The organism is Pseudomonas sp. GD03858 (assembly GCF_029840925.1).
Lineage (GTDB): Bacteria > Pseudomonadota > Gammaproteobacteria > Pseudomonadales > Pseudomonadaceae > Aquipseudomonas.
On record NZ_JAOCDM010000043.1, the window covers coordinates 1 to 16404 of the forward strand.

The window sequence follows — 16404 nt, forward strand, 5'->3', positions numbered from 1 at the left end:
CAAGGCCGCTCCTACAGGGGTCGTGTGCGTGCTTCAGTCTTTCTCCAGCACCCACTGCCGCGCGCCGGCGGCCAGTTCCGGCATTTCATCCGGCTTGGCCCGGTTCACTGCCTGGAAGATTTCCAGCGTGTCGCCGTCACGCTTGAAGATCCACGGCGCGCCGCGCTGGTTGCGCTCCAGCCACAGGCTGTCGTTGCCCTCGCCCATGGTCGCGCAATCGCCGGCCAGGCACAGGGCGAAGCGGTCCGGCCCAGGCAGGCCGGTGATGTTGCCAGTGTCGCTGAAGCGCACGACGGCGCCCTTGCCCTGGCCTTCGACGATCTTCCAGTCGCCGCCCAGGTATTGCTGGTACAGCGCTTTCTCGAAGCTGCCTCCCAGCGGCGTGTTCTGGGGGCCTTCGCTGCGCACGAAGGTTTGCTGGTGACCGGACGGGTCGGTCGCCAGCAACTCATCGCCGTCGAGCTTGAGCTGTTCGACCAGGCCACCTTCGAAGCTGACCTGCCAGTCCTTCTCGTTGGCGCTCAGGCGCCCGTCGGCAGCCTCGAAGCCATTGCTGAAGCTGGCCTGCTGGTTCTTGACGTCGATCTTCCATTCGAACACCGGGCCCTGGGCGTCGAGGGCCTGGCGCAGGCTGGTGCCTTTGACGGCGGCGTCGATGGCGGCCTGGTTGATCCAGGTGCCGTTGAAGTCTTCGGGTTTGTGGCTGGCGCAGCCGCCCAGGAGCAGGGCTGCCAGCGCGAGAGGCAATGCGTGGCGCATGGTGGGGACCTTGGGGCAGGAGAGGGGGGGGACGGGCGGGGCGCCCGTCACCGGGGGCATCACTCGAGGACCAGGATGGCGTCCATTTCGACCTGGGCGCCCTTCGGCAGCGCGGCCACGCCGATGGCGGCGCGGGCCGGGTAAGGCTGCTCGAAGTAGCGGCCCATGATCTCGTTGACCTTGGCGAAGTGGCTCAGGTCGGTGAGGAAGATGTTCAGCTTGACGATGTCCTTGAACGAACCGCCAGCGGCTTCAGCGACCGACTTCAGGTTCTCGAACACCTGGACGGTCTGGGCTTCGAAGCCCTCGACCAGCTCCATGGTCTTCGGGTCGAGCGGGATCTGGCCCGACATGTATACGGTGTTGCCAGCCTTGATCGCTTGCGAGTAGGTGCCGATGGCGGCAGGGGCCTTGTCGCTGGTGATGACGGTCTTGCTCATGATGACTCCTTGCGGTTGGCGGACTACGCACGTGTCCGGGTGATGCGGACCACGCCGGTCAGGGTGCGCAGTTTCTTGATCACGCGGGCCAGGTGCACGCGGTCGCGCACGCTGACCACCAGTTGGACCACGCTGATACGGCCGTCGCGTTCGTCCATGCTGATTTTTTCGATGTTGCCGTCGGCGGCATTGACGCTGCTCGCCAAAAGGGCGATCAGGCCGCGCTGGTGCTCCAGCTCGACACGCAGCTCGACATTGAACTCGCCGGTGATGTCCTTGGCCCAGGAGAGTTGCAGGCACTTCTCGGGGTTATGCCGGATTTCGCTGATGTTGCGGCAGTCTTCCAGGTGCACGACCATGCCCTTGCCCGCCGACAGGTGGCCGACGATCGGATCGCCTGGGATCGGGGTGCAGCACTTGGCATAGCTGAGCACCAGGCCTTCGGTGCCGCGGATCGCCAGCGGGCCTTCCGGCGCCGGCAGCTGTTCGCCTTCGGCGGACAGCAGGCGTCGGGCGACCACGTAGGCCATGCGATTGCCCAGGCCGATGTCTTCGAGCAGGTCTTCGACCAGCTCCAGGCGGTACTCGGCAAGAATCGACTGGATGCGCTCCTGGGGGATCTTCTCCAGGCTGCTGTCGAAGCCGGTCAGCACCTTGTTCAGCAGGCGTTCGCCAAGGCTGATGGACTCGGAGCGGCGTTGCTGCTTGAGGGCGTGGCGAATGTGCGTGCGTGCCTTGCCGGTGACCACGAAGTTGAGCCAGGCCGGGTTGGGGCGCGCGCCCGGGGCGCTGACGATCTCGACGGTGGAGCCGCTCTGCAGTGGCTCGGACAGCGGCGCCAGGCGGCGGTTGATGCGGCAGGCGATGCAGCTGTTGCCGACATCGGTGTGCACCGCGTAGGCGAAGTCGACGGCGGTGGAGCCCTTGGGCAGCTCCATGATCCGGCCTTTGGGGGTGAAGACGTAGACCTCGTCCGGGAACAGGTCGATCTTCACGCTCTCGATGAATTCCAGCGAGTTGCCGGCACGCTGCTGCAGTTCGAGGATGCCCTTGACCCACTGGCGGGCGCGGGCGTGGCTGCCCTTGGGCTGCTCTTGCTCGTTGGATTTGTACAGCCAGTGCGCGGCGATGCCGTTGTTGGCCATCTCTTCCATCTCGCGGGTGCGGATCTGGATCTCGATGGGCACGCCGTGCATGCCGAACAGCGTGGTGTGCAGCGACTGGTAGCCGTTGGCCTTGGGGATCGCGATGTAGTCCTTGAACCGCCCCGGCAGTGGCTTGTACAGGTTGTGCACGGCGCCGAGCACGCGGTAGCAGGTGTCGACCTTGTCGACGATGATGCGGAAGGCGTACACGTCCATGATTTCGGTGAAGGCGCGGCGCTTGCCGCGCATCTTCTTGTAGATGCCATAGAGGTGTTTCTGCCGGCCACTGACCTCGCCCTCGATACCGTCGGCGGCCAGGCAGTTGGCCAGCGAGGTTTCGATCTTGGCGACGATTTCCTTGCGGTTGCCGCGCGCGGCCTTCACCGCTCGGTGGATCAGCGACGAGCGCATCGGGTGCATGGCCTTGAAGCCGAGGTCCTCGAACTCCACGCGCACGGTGTGCATGCCCAGGCGGTTGGCGATGGGCGCGTAGATCTCGAGGGTTTCCTTGGCGATGCGCCGGCGCTTTTCGCCGGACAGCACTTCGAGGGTGCGCATGTTGTGCAGGCGGTCGGCCAGCTTGACCAGGATCACGCGGATGTCGCGAGCCATGGCCATGGCCATTTTCTGGAAGTTCTCGGCCTGCGCCTCGGCCTTGGTCTCGAAGTTCATCTGGGTCAGCTTGCTGACCCCGTCGACCAGCTCGGCGACGGTCTCGCCGAACTGCTGGCTCAAGGCTTCCTTGGCGATGCCGGTGTCTTCGATCACGTCGTGCAGCATGGCCGCCATCAGGCTCTGATGGTCCATGTGCATGTCGGCGAGGATGCTGGCGACCGCCAGCGGATGGGTCACGTAGGGCTCGCCGCTGCGGCGGCGCTGGCCATCGTGGGCCTGCTCGGCGTAGAAGTAGGCCCGGCGAACCAGGTTGACCTGTTCGGGGCCCAGATAGGTCGACAGCCGTTCGGCGAGGGCTTCTATACCCGGCATGGTTTCACCTCTTGCGGAAGAAGAGGGCCTTGCGCCGCACGGTGTCGACTGGGCATCAATCAGACGGCCTCGTTGTTCTCGTCCTCGAACGCGGCGAATACCGGATCCTCGGTGACGATCTCTTCGGCGGCGATGAACTCTGGGGTGACGATGCCTTCGGCGATTTCACGCAGGGCGACGACGGTCGGCTTGTCGTTTTCCCACGCAACGCGTGGTTCCTTGCCGCCGGTAGCCAGCTGGCGGGCGCGCTTGGTCGAGAGCATGACCAGCTCGAAGCGGTTATCCACGTGTTCCAGGCAGTCTTCAACAGTTACGCGGGCCATGGTCTTCCTCAGTAGCAAATGCGGTAGGCGTGCGCCCAGAATGGGCAGGCGGACTCGATAGTTTAAAAAATCACCAGCCAATAGGGAAGGGCTGTTTTGTCGGGTGTGCCTGTGGCGCCTCTATCGCGGGGCAAGCCCGCTCCCACGAATGTGTTCCCGAAACGGGCAACGTGGGAGCGGGCTTGCCCCGCGATAGGGTCGATCCAGACGACTGGGGCCAACCGCCGATGCCCGACAATAGCCTGCCGTCCATCGCCGACACAACCGCCCTTGACGCGTTAACGCAACATTGCGTCGCGCAGGCGCGGAGTCAGCTCCTCGAACAGCGTCTGCACCGAGCGCAGGGCGCGGCAGTCGGGCCGCGTCAGCAGCCACAGCTGGGTATCGCAGCCGGGCAGCGGGCCGCTCAGCGCCTCGACGCCGGGAAGGTCGTGGACCATGTAGTCGGGCAGCGCCGCCACGCCCAGGCCGGTGGTCACCAGTTGGGCGATGGTCGACATGCCGCTGCACTGGTAGCGTGGAATCAGCCCTGGATGATGCTGGTTGCGCCAGACCACGGTGGCGTGGTCCTGCATGGAGTCGTCGGGGGCGATCCATGGCACGCTGGTGGCGGATTCCTGCAAGCGCTCGCGCAAAGCCGGTTGGCCGCAGACCACGTACGAGGTCGAACCCAGACAGCGGCCCACCAGGTGTTCCGGCGGCGTGTTGGTCAGACGCAGGGCGATATCGGCGTCGCGGCGGCTGAGGTTGGCGAAGGTGTTGGACGTGCCCATCTCCAGCGACAGCGCCGGGTAGTTGGCCATGAACTCGGCCAGGGCCGGCAGCAGCAGGCTGTGCAGCACCGCCTCGGTGCAGGTCAGCCGCACGGTGCCGCTGACCACCTGCTCGCCGCTGGTCAGGGCGATGCGTGCCGCGTCCAGCGCCTGTTCGGCGCGCTCGGCCTGCTCGGCCAGGGCCTGGGCGGTGTCGGTGGGCAGGTATCCTTTGCGGCTCTTGACGAACAGCGCGGTGCCCAGCGCCGACTCCAGCCGGCGGATCGAGCGGAACACGGTGGAAACGTCGACCTTGAGCAGTTCGGCGGCCTTGGCCAGGGAGCGGCCGCGCTCCAGTGCCAGGACCAGGGCGAGGTCCGCATGGTTGATCTGATATTGCATCGATGCACGCTCTGCTTGCCGAAATGCCAATGTCTGTTGCGTTGGGGCCATTTTATAGTGAAACGGCCCCCGGGAATCAATGCAGCCGGTCGGCAACCAGCCCCCAACGATGGGTCAGTGAAAAGAACAACAGCAGCACCATCGTCGCCTTGCGAGGCGTCATCCGCAGTTCCCCACATCGCCGCTCCGAATCAAAGGATGTACAGCCATGACGTCGGTCTCCCCGTGCGCCAGTTCTTCCCGCGAGATGAATGAGTTCCTGGATGCCCATCCGGATACCCAGTACGTCGACCTGCTGATCTCCGACATGAACGGGGTGGTGCGCGGCAAGCGCATCGAGCGCGCCAGCCTGCACAAGGTGTACGAGAAGGGCATCAACCTGCCGGCCTCGCTCTTCGCCCTGGACATCAACGGCTCGACCGTCGAGAGCACCGGCCTGGGCCTGGACATCGGCGATGCCGACCGCATCTGTTTCCCGATTCCCGGTACGCTCTGCGACGAGCCATGGCAGAAGCGTCCGACCGCGCAGTTGCTGATGACCATGCACGAGCTGGACGGCGCGCCGTTCTTCGCCGATCCGCGGGAAGTCCTGCGCCAGGTGGTGAGCAAGTTCGACGACCTGGGGCTGGATATCTGCGCCGCGTTCGAGCTGGAGTTCTACCTGATCGACCAGGACAACCTCAACGGCCGCCCGCAGCCGCCGCGCTCGCCGATCTCGGGCAAGCGCCCGCAGTCGACCCAGGTGTACCTGATCGATGATCTCGACGAATACGCCGACTGCCTGCAGGACATGCTCGAAGCCGCCAAGGAACAAGGTTTGCCGGCCGACGCCATCGTCAAGGAAAGCGCGCCGGCGCAGTTCGAGGTGAACCTGCATCATGTCGCCGACCCGCTGAAGGCCTGCGACTACGCGATCCTGCTCAAGCGCCTGATCAAGAACGTCGCCTACGACCATGAGATGGACTCCACCTTCATGGCCAAGCCCTACCCAGGTCAGGCGGGCAACGGCCTGCACGTGCATATTTCGCTGCTGGACAAGAAAACCGGCAAGAACATCTTCGCCAACGCCGACCCGTTGCAGAGCGACACCCTGCGCCACGCCATTGGTGGCGTGCTGGAGACCATGCCGGCGTCGATGGCGTTCTTGTGCCCGAACATCAACTCCTACCGCCGCTTCGGCGCCCAGTTCTACGTGCCCAACGCGCCGAGCTGGGGCCTGGACAACCGCACCGTGGCGGTCCGCGTGCCGACCGACAGCAGCGAGAACGTGCGCATCGAGCACCGCGTGACCGGTGCCGACGCCAACCCGTACCTGATGCTCGCGGCGATCCTCGCCGGCATCCACCACGGCCTGACCAACCAGGTCGAGCCGGACGCGCCGATCGAAGGCAACGCCTACGAGCAATTGGAACAGAGCCTGCCGAACAACCTGCGCGACGCCCTGCGCGCGCTGGACGACAGCGAAATCCTCAACCAATACATCAGCCCGGACTACATCGATATCTTCGTGGCCTGCAAGGAGAGCGAGCTGGCCGAGTTCGAAGTGTCGATCTCCGACCTCGAGTACAACTGGTACCTGCACACGGTGTAAGCCCATGAGCGCAATTGCGGTCCCCTTGATCGGTGTCAGCGCCTGCCGCCAGCAGGTGGGGAAGAACTCGTCGCACACGGTGGGCGACAAGTATGTCGAGGCCGCAGCCTTTGCCGGGTTGCCGCTGATCCTGCCGGCGCGTGACGGCGGCAGCGACACCCAGGCGCTGCTGGCCCGCTTCGATGGCATTCTTTTTACCGGTTCGCCTTCAAATGTCGAGCCGCATCATTACAATGGCGCGCCCAGCGCGGAAGGTACCCGGCACGATCTTGCACGTGATCGCCTGACCTTGCCGCTGCTGCAGGCGGCCATTGCCGCCGGTGTGCCGGTGTTGTGCATCTGCCGTGGCTTCCAGGAACTGAACGTGGCCCTTGGCGGCAGCCTGCACCAGCGCGTGCAGGAACTGCCCGGCTACCTGGACCACCGCGAACCTGAGGACGCACCCCTGGAGGTGCAATACGGCCCTCGTCATCCTGTCGCGGTCACCGCGGGCGGGTTGTTCGAGCGCCTGGGCCTGGCTGGGCAGTTCGAGGTCAACTCGCTGCACAGCCAGGGCATCGACCGCCTGGCTCCGGGCCTGCGCGTCGAGGCACGGGCCCCGGATGGCCTGATCGAAGCGGTGTCGATGCCTGATGCGCCGGGCTTTGTAGTCGGCGTGCAGTGGCACCCTGAATGGCGTTTCGCCGAAAACCCGGTCTCGCTGCGCCTGTTCGAGGCGTTTCGCGAGGCTTGCATTGCCCATGCTGCTCGGGAGGGTGTGCGTCAGGAAACACGCTGACGTTAGCCGAAGGTCTTGGATGACCGTGCCCCCACCACGAGCTTTCAATGAGTGAAAGCGGGCCCTCTACGGCGGGCCTGTGAGAACAATTCCAATAGTTACGGCACAGACTCATGAATGAATACACAGAAGCCGGACGCCCGCCCGACGCGGCGTCCGACTCGGGCAACACCCAGCGCGGCAAGGGCCTGGCCAAGGGCCGCCTCGGCCTGCTGGCCAGCGTCGTGCTGGGCATTTCCACCATCGCCCCGGTCTACACCCTGACCGGCGCGCTAGGCCCGACCGTGCGCGAAGTCGGCGCCCACCTGCCAGCGGTGTTCATCGTCGGCTTCCTGCCGATGCTCCTGGTGGCCCTGGGCTACCGCGAGCTGAACTCGGCCGAGCCCGACAGCGGCACCTCCTTCACCTGGTCGGCCCGGGCCTTCGGTCCAATGATCGGCTGGATCGGTGGCTGGGGGCTGGTGGTCGCCACCACCATCGTGCTGTCCAACCTGGCGGGCGTGGCGGTGGACTTCTTCTACCTGTTCCTGGCCCAGATCACCGGCAACCAGGAGCTGGCGGCGCTGGCGGACAACCTGCTGATCAACGTCAGCACCTGTTGCGTGTTCATCGCCCTGGCTGTGTGGATCTGTTGCCGTGGCATGGCCACCACCATGACCGTGCAGTACGGGTTGGTGGCCTTGCAGCTGCTGGTGTTGATCGGCTTCGCGTTCGCCGCCTTCGGCGAGACCACGGCGCCGCCACCGCTGGCATTCGATCTTGCCTGGTTCAATCCATTCGGCGTCGAGTCGTTCTCGGCCTTTGCCGCCGGCCTGTCGCTGTCGATCTTCATCTTCTGGGGCTGGGACGTGTGCCTGACCGTCAGTGAAGAGTCGGTCGGCAGCGAAGAGGTGCCGGGCAAGGCCGCCACCTGGACCGTGCTGCTGATCCTCGGCCTGTACCTGCTCACCGCCATCGCCACCCTGCAGTTCGCCGGGATCAGCGAGCAGGGCCTGGGCCTGGGCAACCCGCGCATCCAGGAGAACGTGTTCGCCCACTTGGCCGGCCCGGTCATGGGGCCGCTGGCGATCCTGATGTCCATCGCCGTGCTGGCCAGCACCGCCGCCTCGCTGCAGTCGACCTTCGTCTCGCCGGCGCGCACCTTGCTGGCCATGGGGTACTACGGCGCCGTGCCACAGCGCTTCGCCACGGTCTGCCCGCGTTCGCAGACGCCGCGCTATGCGACCATCTGTGCTGGCATTGCCGCGGGCCTGTTCTACGTGACCATGCGCACGCTCAGCGAGAACGTGCTGGCGGACACCATCACCGCGCTGGGCATGATGATCTGCTTCTATTACTCGCTGACGGCGTTCGCCTGCGTGTGGTACTTCCGCCGCAGCCTGTTCGACAGTGTGCGCCACTTCTTCATGCGCGGCGTGTGCCCGCTGGTGGGCGGGGTGATCCTGTCGGTGATCTTCGTGCGCACGGCGATCGACAGCGCTTCGCCGGACTTCGGCAGCGGCTCGCATGTGGGCGGGCTGGGGCTGGTGTTCGTGATCGCGGCGATCATCTCGGCACTGGGGATCGTGCTGATGATGCTGTCGCGGCTGCGGGCGCCGGCGTATTTCCTGGGGGCTACCCTGCGTCAGCAGGCGACCATTCAGCTGCAGGAATGAAGCTGGGGGCGCTCTGCGCCCCTATCGCGACACAAGGCCGCTCCTACAGGTACAGCGCTGTAGGAGCGGCCTTGTGTCGCGATAGGGCCTCGCAGAGGCCCCGGCGGTCTTCAGCCGATCAGCTGCTTGAGCAGCTCACCATGCCGCGCCTGCTGTTTCTTCAGCAACAGGCGGTTCGAGGCGAACACCGCCTTCAATTCCTCCAGCGCCACGTCGAAGTCATCGTTGATGATGACGTACTCATACTCGTCGTAGTGCACCATCTCGCTGACCGCTTCCTTCATGCGCCCAGCGATGATCTCCTCGCTGTCCTGTCCGCGGCCGTCCAGGCGCTGGCGCAGGGCTTCCTGGCTCGGCGGCAGGATGAAGATCGAACGTGCCTCGGGCATCAGCTTGCGCACCTGCTGGGCGCCTTGCCAGTCGATTTCCAGGATCAGGTCGTAGCCCTGGTCGAGGGTTTCCTGCAGGGCGCTGCGCGAGGTGCCGTAGAAGTTGCCGAACACCTCGGCGTGCTCGAGGAAGTCGCCCTTGGCGATCAGCGCCTTGAACTCTTCGTGGACGACGAAGTGGTAGTTCACCCCGTGCTCCTCGCCCGGGCGCATGGCGCGGGTGGTGTGCGAGACCGAGACGCGCACGTGCGTGTCGTCCTTGATCAGGGCCGTGACCAGGCTGGTCTTGCCGGCGCCGGACGGGGCCGAAACGATGTAGAGGGTGCCGCTGCTGTGATTCATGGTGGGGGTGGCCTTACTCGATATTCTGTACTTGTTCACGCATCTGTTCGATCAGCACCTTCAGGTTGACCGCCGCCTGCGTACTGCGCGGGTCGAAGGCCTTGGAGCCGAGGGTGTTGGCTTCGCGGTTGAGCTCCTGCATCAGGAAGTCCAGGCGCCGGCCGGCGGCACCGCCGGACTTGAGCACCCGGCGCACTTCGGTGACATGGGTGCTGAGACGGTCCAGCTCTTCGGCGACGTCGCTTTTCTGCGCCAGCAGGACCATCTCCTGCTCCAGGCGTTGCGGGTCGAGTTCGGCCTGCATGTCGCCGAAGCGGTCGAGGATCTTCTGCCGCTGCGCGGCCAGCATCTGCGGCACCAGGGCGCGCAGGGTGGCGACCTCGCCGGCCATGCTGTCCAGGCGCTCGTTGATCAGTCGGGCCAGTTCCGCGCCTTCGCGCTGACGACCAGCCTTGAGCTCGCTCAGGGCGTCATTGAACAGGGCGATGGCTTCGGCGTTGAGCGCCTGCGGATCCGTCGCATCGGCCACCAGCACGCCTGGCCAGGCCAGTACTTCCAGCGGATTGAGCGGTGCCGGTTGCTTGATCAGGCTGGCGACGGTCTCGGCGGCGGCGACCAGTTGCGCGGCGCGCTCGCGATCGACCTGCAACGGTTTGCCGGCGTTGTCCTCGCTCAGGCGCAGGGTGCATTCGACCTTGCCCCGCGACAGGCCCTGGCGCAGCCCCTCGCGCACGGCGCCTTCGAGGTCGCGCAGGGCTTCGGGCAGGCGCAGGTGGGGTTCGAGATAGCGGTGGTTGACCGAGCGCAGTTCCCAGATCAGGGTGCCTTGGCTGCCAGCGCGCTCGACACGAGCAAAAGCGGTCATGCTATGCACCATGGGGAGTACCTCGCGTAATCAGGTGAACGGGGGAGCCTGTCGGCTGCAAGGCGCAGGATTGTAGCGCAGTGCGGCCCGGGCGCCCAATCCACCCATGCTACCGACCCTCCGAGGGCCTGTCGGAAAAGGCGACAGGATGCGCGGGTACGACGACAGGCGTGCCTTCGCCGGGCGCCGGGCTCTATAATGCTCGGCAGATTCAAAGTCCCGGTACAGGTATCCCAGATGAAACGTCCAAGTGGTCGCGCCGCCGATCAGCTCCGCTCGATCCGCATTACCCGCAACTACACCAAGCATGCCGAGGGATCGGTACTGGTCGAGTTCGGTGACACCAAGGTCATCTGCACGGTCAGCGTCGAGAATGGTGTTCCCCGCTTCCTCAAAGGTCAGGGCCAGGGCTGGCTGACCGCCGAATACGGCATGCTGCCGCGTTCGACCGGCGAGCGTAACCAGCGCGAGGCCAGCCGTGGCAAGCAAGGTGGCCGCACCCTCGAAATCCAGCGTCTGATCGGCCGCTCCCTGCGCGCCGCGCTGGACATGAGCAAGCTCGGCGACATCACCCTGTACGTCGACTGCGATGTGATCCAGGCCGACGGTGGCACCCGCACCGCTTCGATCACCGGTGCGATGGTCGCCCTGTGCGACGCGCTGGCGGTGATCAAGAAGCGTGGCGGCCTCAAGGGCGGCAACCCGCTCAAGCACATGATCGCCGCGGTGTCGGTGGGCATGTATCAGGGCGAGGCCGTGCTCGACCTCGACTACCTCGAGGACTCCGCCGCCGAGACCGACCTGAACGTGGTCATGACCAGCGCCGGTGGCTTCATCGAAGTGCAGGGCACCGCCGAAGGCGCGCCGTTCCAGCCGGAGGACTTCAACGCCATGCTGGCGCTGGCGCAGAAAGGCATGGGCGAGATCTTCGAGCTGCAGCAGGCCGCGCTGGCCGACTGACGACACGCCAGGAAGGTGCCGAACATGAACGATGTGGACATGCCGATCACCCCGCCCAGCGCCGATGTCCGGCAATGGGCGATGTTCTGTCACCTGTCCGCGTTGCTGGGCCTGGTGATGCCCCTCGGGCATCTGCTCGGCCCGCTGGTGCTGTGGCACCTCAAGCGTGAGCAGGATCCGTTCATCGACAGCCAGGGCAAGGAGGCGCTGAACTTCCAGATCAGCGTGACCATCGCCGGGTTCGTCTGCTTCCTGCTGATGTTCGTGGTCATCGGCATCGTGCTGTTCGCCGCGCTGATGGTGGCGGTGCTGATCCTGATCATCCTGGCGGCGGTCAGGGCCAACGAAGGGAAGCCGTATCGCTATCCCTGGATCTGGCGACCGATCAGATAGGCACAAAAAAGCCGACCCCAAGGGTCGGCTTTTTTGTGCGCGCCATCTTCAGATGGTCAGCGTCCAGTCGTAGTCGACGATCAGCGGCGCATGCTGGGAGAAGCGCGGCTGGCGCGGCAGGCGGGCATTGCGCACGAAGCGGCGCAGGCCTGGGGTGAGGATCTGGTAGTCGAACCGGTAACCCAGGTTGAGCATCTCGGCCTGTTCGTTGTCCGGCCACCAGCTGTACTGGTCGCCTTCGCGGCTGACTTCGCGCAAGGCGTCGACATAGCCCATTTCGCCAGTGATCGCATCCATCCAGGCACGCTCCGGCGGCAGGAAACCGACGGCCTGCTGGCTGTCGCGCCAGTTCTTGATGTCGAGCTTCTGCTGCGCCACGTAGAACGAGCCGCAGTAGATGTATTCGCGACGCTTGCGACGCTGCTTGTCCAGGTACTTGGCGAAGTCGTCCATCAACTTGAACTTCTGGTTCAGGTCTTCGTCGCCGTTCATGCCCGAAGGCAGCAGCAGGCTGGCAATACTGACTTTGTCGAAATCTGCTTGCAGATAACGCCCGTAGCGATCGGCTGTCTCGAAGCCCAGGCCGGTGATGACTGCCTTGGGCTGCATGCGCGAGTACAGTGCCACGCCACCTTGGGTGGGCACCTCCGCGTCGCAGGCGTAAAGGAAATAGCCATCGAGCTGGAAAGCTGGGTCGTCGAGTTCAAAGGCCGAGGCGCGGGTATCCTGAAGGCAGATGACGTCGGCATTCTGGGCTTGCAGCCAGCTGAGCAATCCACGCTCGGCCGCAGCCTGAATGCCATTTACGTTCACACTGATGATCCGCATAAATGGCCCCAAAAATCTCGTGCGTGTATGATACCCGAGCTCAACACATTTAGCTAAATCCGTGGTGTCCGGGACCTTTCATGCAGCCGTATCAGCGCGACTTCATCCGTTTTGCCATCGATCGCGGCGTTCTGCGCTTCGGTGAATTCACCCTGAAATCGGGACGTACCAGCCCGTACTTCTTCAATGCCGGCCTGTTCAATACAGGTTCCGCGCTGGCCCAGCTGGGGCGTTGCTACGCGGCGGCCATCGTCGACAGCAAGATCCCCTTCGACGTGCTGTTCGGCCCGGCCTACAAGGGCATTCCGCTGGCGGCGGCCACCGCCGTGGCCCTGGCCGAGCAGCATCAGCTCGACGTGCCGTGGTGCTTCAACCGCAAGGAAGCCAAGGATCACGGCGAAGGCGGCAGCCTGGTCGGCGCCCCGCTCGCCGGTGACGTGCTGATCATCGATGACGTGATCACCGCCGGCACCGCGATCCGCGAAGTGATGCAGATCATCAGTGCCCAGCAGGCCAAGGCCGCCGGCGTGCTGATCGCGCTGAACCGCGAGGAGCGTGGCAATGGCGAGCTGTCGGCGATCCAGGAAGTCGAGCGCGACTTCGCTATCCCGGTGGTGAGCATCGTCTCGCTGACCCAGGTGCTGGAGTTCCTGGCCGACGATCCGCAGCTCAAGCAGCACCTGCCGGCGGTCGAGGCGTATCGGGCGCAGTACGGGATCTGATCCTGGCCCGGAAATGAAAAAGGCGACCTTCTTGTGAAGGTCGCCTTTTTTGTGCCACCTGTTCCGGCCCTTTCGCGGGTGAACCCGCTCCCACAGGATCGCCACTGCCCTCAAAGGTGGTGCTATCCCTGTGGGAGCGGGTTTACCCGCGAAGAGGCCAGTGCAGGTTGTCAGTGGCGTTTGCGGTTGGTGATCAGGGTGCCCACGCCGCTGTCGGTGAAGATCTCCAGCAGCACGGCATTCGGCACGCGGCCGTCGATGATGTGCGAGCTGTTGACGCCGCCCTGGACCGCGTCCAGCGCGCACTTGATCTTCGGCAGCATGCCACCGTAGATGGTGCCGTCGGCGATCAGCTCGTTGACCTGCTCGGTGGTCAGCCCGGTGAGGACCTCGCCCTGCTTGTCCATCAGGCCGGCGATGTTGGTCAGCAGCATCAGCTTCTCGGCCTTCAGCGCCTCGGCCACCTTGCCGGCCACCAGGTCGGCGTTGATGTTGTAGGACTCACCGTTGGCGCCCACGCCGATCGGCGCGATCACCGGGATGAAGTCGCCCTTGACCAGCATGTTCAGCAGGTCGGTGTTGACGCTCACGACCTCGCCGACATGACCGATGTCGATGATTTCCGGGGTGGTCATCTCCGGGGTCTGGCGGGTCACGGTCAGCTTCTTGGCGCGGATCAGCTCCGCGTCCTTGCCGGTCAGGCCGATGGCGCTGCCGCCATGGCGGTTGATCAGGTTGACGATGTCCTTGTTCACCTGGCCACCCAGGACCATCTCCACCACGTCCATGGTCGCCGCGTCGGTGACGCGCATGCCGTCGACGAAACGGCTTTCGATCGACAGGCGCTTGAGCAGGTCGCCGATCTGCGGGCCGCCGCCGTGGACCACCACAGGGTTGATGCCCACGGCCTTCATCAGCACGATGTCACGGGCGAAGCCGGTCTTGAGCTCCTCGCTCTCCATCGCGTTGCCGCCGTACTTGATCACCAGGGTCTTGCCGACGAAGCGGCGAATGTAGGGCAGTGCTTCGGACAAAACCTCGGCTACATGGGAAGCGGCATCGCGATCGAGGGTCATGCAGGGCTCCAGGTAAGGAACGGATAGTCGTCAGAACGGCAGTTGCAGGCCTGGTTGGACCCGCAGCAACTGCGTGCGGAATACAGCCTTTATTCGGTCGAGTTCTGCCGCGTTGTCGGCCTCGAAGCGCAGCACCAGCACCGGCGTGGTGTTGGAGGCGCGGACCAGGCCCCAGCCGTGGGGATAGTCGACCCGCACACCGTCGATGGTGGTCAGGTTGGCTTCGCCCCAGTCGGCGTCGCGTTGCAGAGCATCAATGATGCTGAATTTACCCTCGTCGGTCACATCAATGTTGATTTCCGGCGTGGAAATATCATTGGGGAACGCGGCGAACAGGCTTTCGGCGTCCTGTCCGGCGTTGCTGAGGATTTCCAGCAGGCGCGCGGCGCTGTAGATGCCGTCGTCGAAACCGTACCAGCGTTCCTTGATGAAGATGTGTCCGCTCATCTCGCCGGCCAGCAGCGAGCCGGTCTGCTTCATCTTCTTCTTGATCAACGAGTGGCCGGTCTTCCACATTAGTGCGCGGCCACCGTGCTGTTCGATCAGCGGGGTCAGGCGACGGGTGCATTTGACGTCGAAGATGATCTCGGCGCCCGGGTTGCGCGACAGCACGTCCTGGGCGAACAGCATCAGCAGGCGGTCGGGGTAGACGATGCTGCCGGTGTTGGTCACCACGCCGACGCGGTCACCGTCGCCGTCGAAGGCCAGGCCGATATCGGCGCCGGTCTCCTTCACCTTGGCGATCAGGTCTTCGAGGTTTTCCGGCTTGCCCGGGTCCGGGTGGTGGTTGGGGAAGTTGCCGTCGACCTCGCAGAACAGCGGGATCACGTCGCAACCCAAGGCCTCGATCAGTTGCGGAGCGACCACGCCGGCGGCGCCGTTGCCGCAGTCGACCACCACCTTCAGGCGCTTGGCCAGCTTCACGTCGGCGGTGATCTGCTGGAAGTAGCGGTCGAGGATCTCGACCTTTTCCATGCGCCCTTCGCCGCGGGTCAGGTCGTTGGTCTTCAGGCGTGTCAGCAAGGCCTGGATCTGCTCGTTGGCCAGGGTGTCGCCGGCGATGACGATCTTGAAGCCGTTGTAGTCCGAGGGGTTGTGACTGCCGGTGAGCATCACGCCCGACTTGCCGGCGAGCACGTTGGCGGCGTAGTACAGCGCAGGTGTCGGCACCAGGCCGACATCGCTGACCTGGCAGCCGGCATCGACCAGGCCCTTGATCAGTTGCTCGACCAGCATCGGGCCGGACAGGCGGCCGTCACGGCCGACGGAAATCTGCGGCTCGCCCTGGGCGAGGGTCTGGGCGCCGATGGCGCGGCCGATCCAGTAGGCGGTCTCGGCGTGCAGGTTCTTGCCGACCACGCCACGGATGTCGTAGGCGCGGAAGATGCTGTCGGGCAGTGCGGGGACCAGGTGGGCCATGTCGTTCATCTCTGGGGACTCCATAAGTCAAAGGCTTCTGGGCGGGCGCAAACTGAACGCTTGGACGGTGGTTTCGCCAGAGAGTTCGCCATCCATGGCCCGAACGGTCTGCTGCCGGCTCAGCGGGTGCCGGAGTGGCCGAAGCCGCCAGTGCCGCGCTGGGTCTCGTCGAACTGCTCGACGATGTCGAAGTGGGCCTGCACTACCGGCACCAGGATCAGCTGGGCGATGCGCTCGCCAATGGTGATGGTGAACGGCGTGTTGCCACGGTTCCAGCAGGACACCATCAGCTCGCCCTGGTAGTCCGAGTCGATCAGGCCGACCAGGTTGCCCAGCACGACGCCGTGCTTATGGCCCAGGCCCGAGCGCGGCAGGATCATGGCCGCCAGGCCCGGGTCGCCGATGTACACCGACAGGCCGGTGGGGATCAGCAGGGTCTGGCCCGGCTCGAGGACGGTGTCCTCCTTGAGCAGGGCGCGCAGGTCCAGGCCGGCGGAGCCGGGGGTGGCGTACTGCGGCAGGGGGAATTCGGTGCCCAGGCGTGGGTCGAGGATCTTGGCTTGGAGAGCGTGCATGTA

The 16404-nt window shown here is 64.9% G+C and carries 16 protein-coding genes and 1 pseudogene; 6 read left to right on the forward strand and 11 right to left on the reverse strand.

Features of this window, described 5'->3' with window-relative positions:
• Positions 1–33 precede the first annotated feature (33 nt).
• The 5 genes from N5D48_RS13325 to N5D48_RS13345 all read right to left on the reverse strand — a co-directional run bounded on the left by N5D48_RS13325 (position 34) and on the right by N5D48_RS13345 (position 4808).
• Entirely contained in the window at positions 34–759 is a 726-nt protein-coding gene (locus N5D48_RS13325) for a hypothetical protein (RefSeq protein WP_279884875.1), read from the reverse strand.
• Between the two features lie 59 nt (positions 760–818).
• On the reverse strand, positions 819–1199 hold the full coding sequence (locus N5D48_RS13330; RefSeq protein ID WP_028689951.1) for a RidA family protein: 381 nt from the start codon (positions 1197–1199) through the stop codon (positions 819–821).
• A gap of 23 nt (positions 1200–1222) precedes the next feature.
• A complete protein-coding gene (gene spoT / locus N5D48_RS13335) occupies positions 1223–3331 on the reverse strand; it encodes a bifunctional GTP diphosphokinase/guanosine-3',5'-bis pyrophosphate 3'-pyrophosphohydrolase (protein ID WP_279884878.1) in 2109 nt (702 codons plus the stop codon).
• Between the two features lie 59 nt (positions 3332–3390).
• A complete protein-coding gene (gene rpoZ / locus N5D48_RS13340) occupies positions 3391–3654 on the reverse strand; it encodes a DNA-directed RNA polymerase subunit omega (protein ID WP_008091595.1) in 264 nt (87 codons plus the stop codon).
• Positions 3655–3932: 278 nt separating this feature from the next.
• Positions 3933–4808: a LysR family transcriptional regulator gene (locus tag N5D48_RS13345; RefSeq protein ID WP_279884880.1), complete on the reverse strand. Its 876-nt coding sequence runs from the start codon at positions 4806–4808 to the stop codon at positions 3933–3935.
• A gap of 247 nt (positions 4809–5055) precedes the next feature.
• Here N5D48_RS13345 and N5D48_RS13350 point away from each other — a divergent pair, with 247 nt between their 5' ends.
• The 3 genes from N5D48_RS13350 (at position 5056) to N5D48_RS13360 (ending at position 8832) form a co-directional block, all read left to right on the forward strand.
• A complete protein-coding gene (locus N5D48_RS13350) occupies positions 5056–6399 on the forward strand; it encodes a glutamine synthetase family protein (RefSeq protein WP_279884933.1) in 1344 nt (447 codons plus the stop codon).
• Between the two features lie 4 nt (positions 6400–6403).
• Positions 6404–7177, forward strand: a complete 774-nt coding sequence (locus N5D48_RS13355; RefSeq protein WP_279884882.1) for a gamma-glutamyl-gamma-aminobutyrate hydrolase family protein — start codon at positions 6404–6406, stop codon at positions 7175–7177.
• Between the two features lie 113 nt (positions 7178–7290).
• Complete coding sequence (locus N5D48_RS13360) at positions 7291–8832, forward strand: APC family permease (protein WP_279884884.1); 1542 nt, start codon at positions 7291–7293, stop codon at positions 8830–8832.
• A 110-nt stretch (positions 8833–8942) separates the two neighbouring features.
• On the opposite strand, the gene gmk is transcribed toward N5D48_RS13360, so the two are convergent.
• Both gmk and N5D48_RS13370 read right to left on the reverse strand, forming a co-directional pair.
• Positions 8943–9563 (reverse strand): guanylate kinase, encoded by a 621-nt coding sequence (gene gmk, locus N5D48_RS13365; RefSeq protein WP_279884886.1) that lies wholly within the window; start codon positions 9561–9563, stop codon positions 8943–8945.
• A gap of 13 nt (positions 9564–9576) precedes the next feature.
• Positions 9577–10440 (reverse strand): YicC/YloC family endoribonuclease, encoded by an 864-nt coding sequence (locus tag N5D48_RS13370; RefSeq protein ID WP_279884888.1) that lies wholly within the window; start codon positions 10438–10440, stop codon positions 9577–9579.
• 225 nt (positions 10441–10665) lie between these two features.
• Here N5D48_RS13370 and rph point away from each other — a divergent pair, with 225 nt between their 5' ends.
• Both rph and N5D48_RS13380 read left to right on the forward strand, forming a co-directional pair.
• A complete protein-coding gene (gene rph / locus N5D48_RS13375; RefSeq protein WP_011536403.1) occupies positions 10666–11388 on the forward strand; it encodes a ribonuclease PH in 723 nt (240 codons plus the stop codon).
• A gap of 24 nt (positions 11389–11412) precedes the next feature.
• Positions 11413–11781 (forward strand): DUF4870 domain-containing protein, encoded by a 369-nt coding sequence (locus tag N5D48_RS13380; protein ID WP_279884890.1) that lies wholly within the window; start codon positions 11413–11415, stop codon positions 11779–11781.
• Between the two features lie 48 nt (positions 11782–11829).
• Here the strand turns inward: N5D48_RS13380 and N5D48_RS13385 are convergent, their stop codons facing one another.
• Complete coding sequence (locus tag N5D48_RS13385) at positions 11830–12609, reverse strand: exodeoxyribonuclease III (RefSeq protein ID WP_279884892.1); 780 nt, start codon at positions 12607–12609, stop codon at positions 11830–11832.
• Positions 12610–12689: 80 nt separating this feature from the next.
• On the opposite strand from N5D48_RS13385, the gene pyrE reads away from it, so the two are divergent.
• Positions 12690–13331, forward strand: coding sequence for an orotate phosphoribosyltransferase (gene pyrE, locus N5D48_RS13390; protein WP_279884894.1), 642 nt, complete (start codon positions 12690–12692; stop codon positions 13329–13331).
• Between the two features lie 170 nt (positions 13332–13501).
• Here the strand turns inward: pyrE and argB are convergent, their stop codons facing one another.
• From argB to dut, 3 genes and pseudogenes are all read right to left on the reverse strand, one after another.
• Positions 13502–14407 carry an acetylglutamate kinase gene (gene argB / locus N5D48_RS13395; RefSeq protein WP_279884896.1) on the reverse strand — a complete coding sequence of 302 codons (906 nt, stop codon included), beginning with the start codon at positions 14405–14407 and terminating at the stop codon, positions 13502–13504.
• A gap of 30 nt (positions 14408–14437) precedes the next feature.
• Positions 14438–15805 (reverse strand): annotated as a pseudogene (locus N5D48_RS13400) (phosphomannomutase/phosphoglucomutase); the annotation flags it as partial.
• Between the two features lie 140 nt (positions 15806–15945).
• Positions 15946–16401 carry a dUTP diphosphatase gene (gene dut, locus N5D48_RS13405; protein ID WP_011536398.1) on the reverse strand — a complete coding sequence of 152 codons (456 nt, stop codon included), beginning with the start codon at positions 16399–16401 and terminating at the stop codon, positions 15946–15948.
• Between the last annotated feature and the right edge of the window lie 3 nt (positions 16402–16404).

Coding starts and splice junctions, on each gene's coding strand:
- N5D48_RS13330 (WP_028689951.1), bottom strand. CDS start 1,199: ATGAGCAAGACCGTCATCACCAGCGACAAGGCCCCTGCCGCCATCGGC.
- N5D48_RS13355 (WP_279884882.1), top strand. CDS start 6,404: ATGAGCGCAATTGCGGTCCCCTTGATCGGTGTCAGCGCCTGCCGCCAG.
- gmk (WP_279884886.1), bottom strand. CDS start 9,563: ATGAATCACAGCAGCGGCACCCTCTACATCGTTTCGGCCCCGTCCGGC.
- dut (WP_011536398.1), bottom strand. CDS start 16,401: ATGCACGCTCTCCAAGCCAAGATCCTCGACCCACGCCTGGGCACCGAA.
- spoT (WP_279884878.1), bottom strand. CDS start 3,331: ATGCCGGGTATAGAAGCCCTCGCCGAACGGCTGTCGACCTATCTGGGC.
- N5D48_RS13360 (WP_279884884.1), top strand. CDS start 7,291: ATGAATGAATACACAGAAGCCGGACGCCCGCCCGACGCGGCGTCCGAC.
- N5D48_RS13380 (WP_279884890.1), top strand. CDS start 11,413: ATGAACGATGTGGACATGCCGATCACCCCGCCCAGCGCCGATGTCCGG.
- pyrE (WP_279884894.1), top strand. CDS start 12,690: ATGCAGCCGTATCAGCGCGACTTCATCCGTTTTGCCATCGATCGCGGC.
- N5D48_RS13345 (WP_279884880.1), bottom strand. CDS start 4,808: ATGCAATATCAGATCAACCATGCGGACCTCGCCCTGGTCCTGGCACTG.
- argB (WP_279884896.1), bottom strand. CDS start 14,407: ATGACCCTCGATCGCGATGCCGCTTCCCATGTAGCCGAGGTTTTGTCC.
- N5D48_RS13385 (WP_279884892.1), bottom strand. CDS start 12,609: ATGCGGATCATCAGTGTGAACGTAAATGGCATTCAGGCTGCGGCCGAG.
- N5D48_RS13325 (WP_279884875.1), bottom strand. CDS start 759: ATGCGCCACGCATTGCCTCTCGCGCTGGCAGCCCTGCTCCTGGGCGGC.
- rph (WP_011536403.1), top strand. CDS start 10,666: ATGAAACGTCCAAGTGGTCGCGCCGCCGATCAGCTCCGCTCGATCCGC.
- N5D48_RS13370 (WP_279884888.1), bottom strand. CDS start 10,440: ATGGTGCATAGCATGACCGCTTTTGCTCGTGTCGAGCGCGCTGGCAGC.
- rpoZ (WP_008091595.1), bottom strand. CDS start 3,654: ATGGCCCGCGTAACTGTTGAAGACTGCCTGGAACACGTGGATAACCGC.
- N5D48_RS13350 (WP_279884933.1), top strand. CDS start 5,056: ATGAATGAGTTCCTGGATGCCCATCCGGATACCCAGTACGTCGACCTG.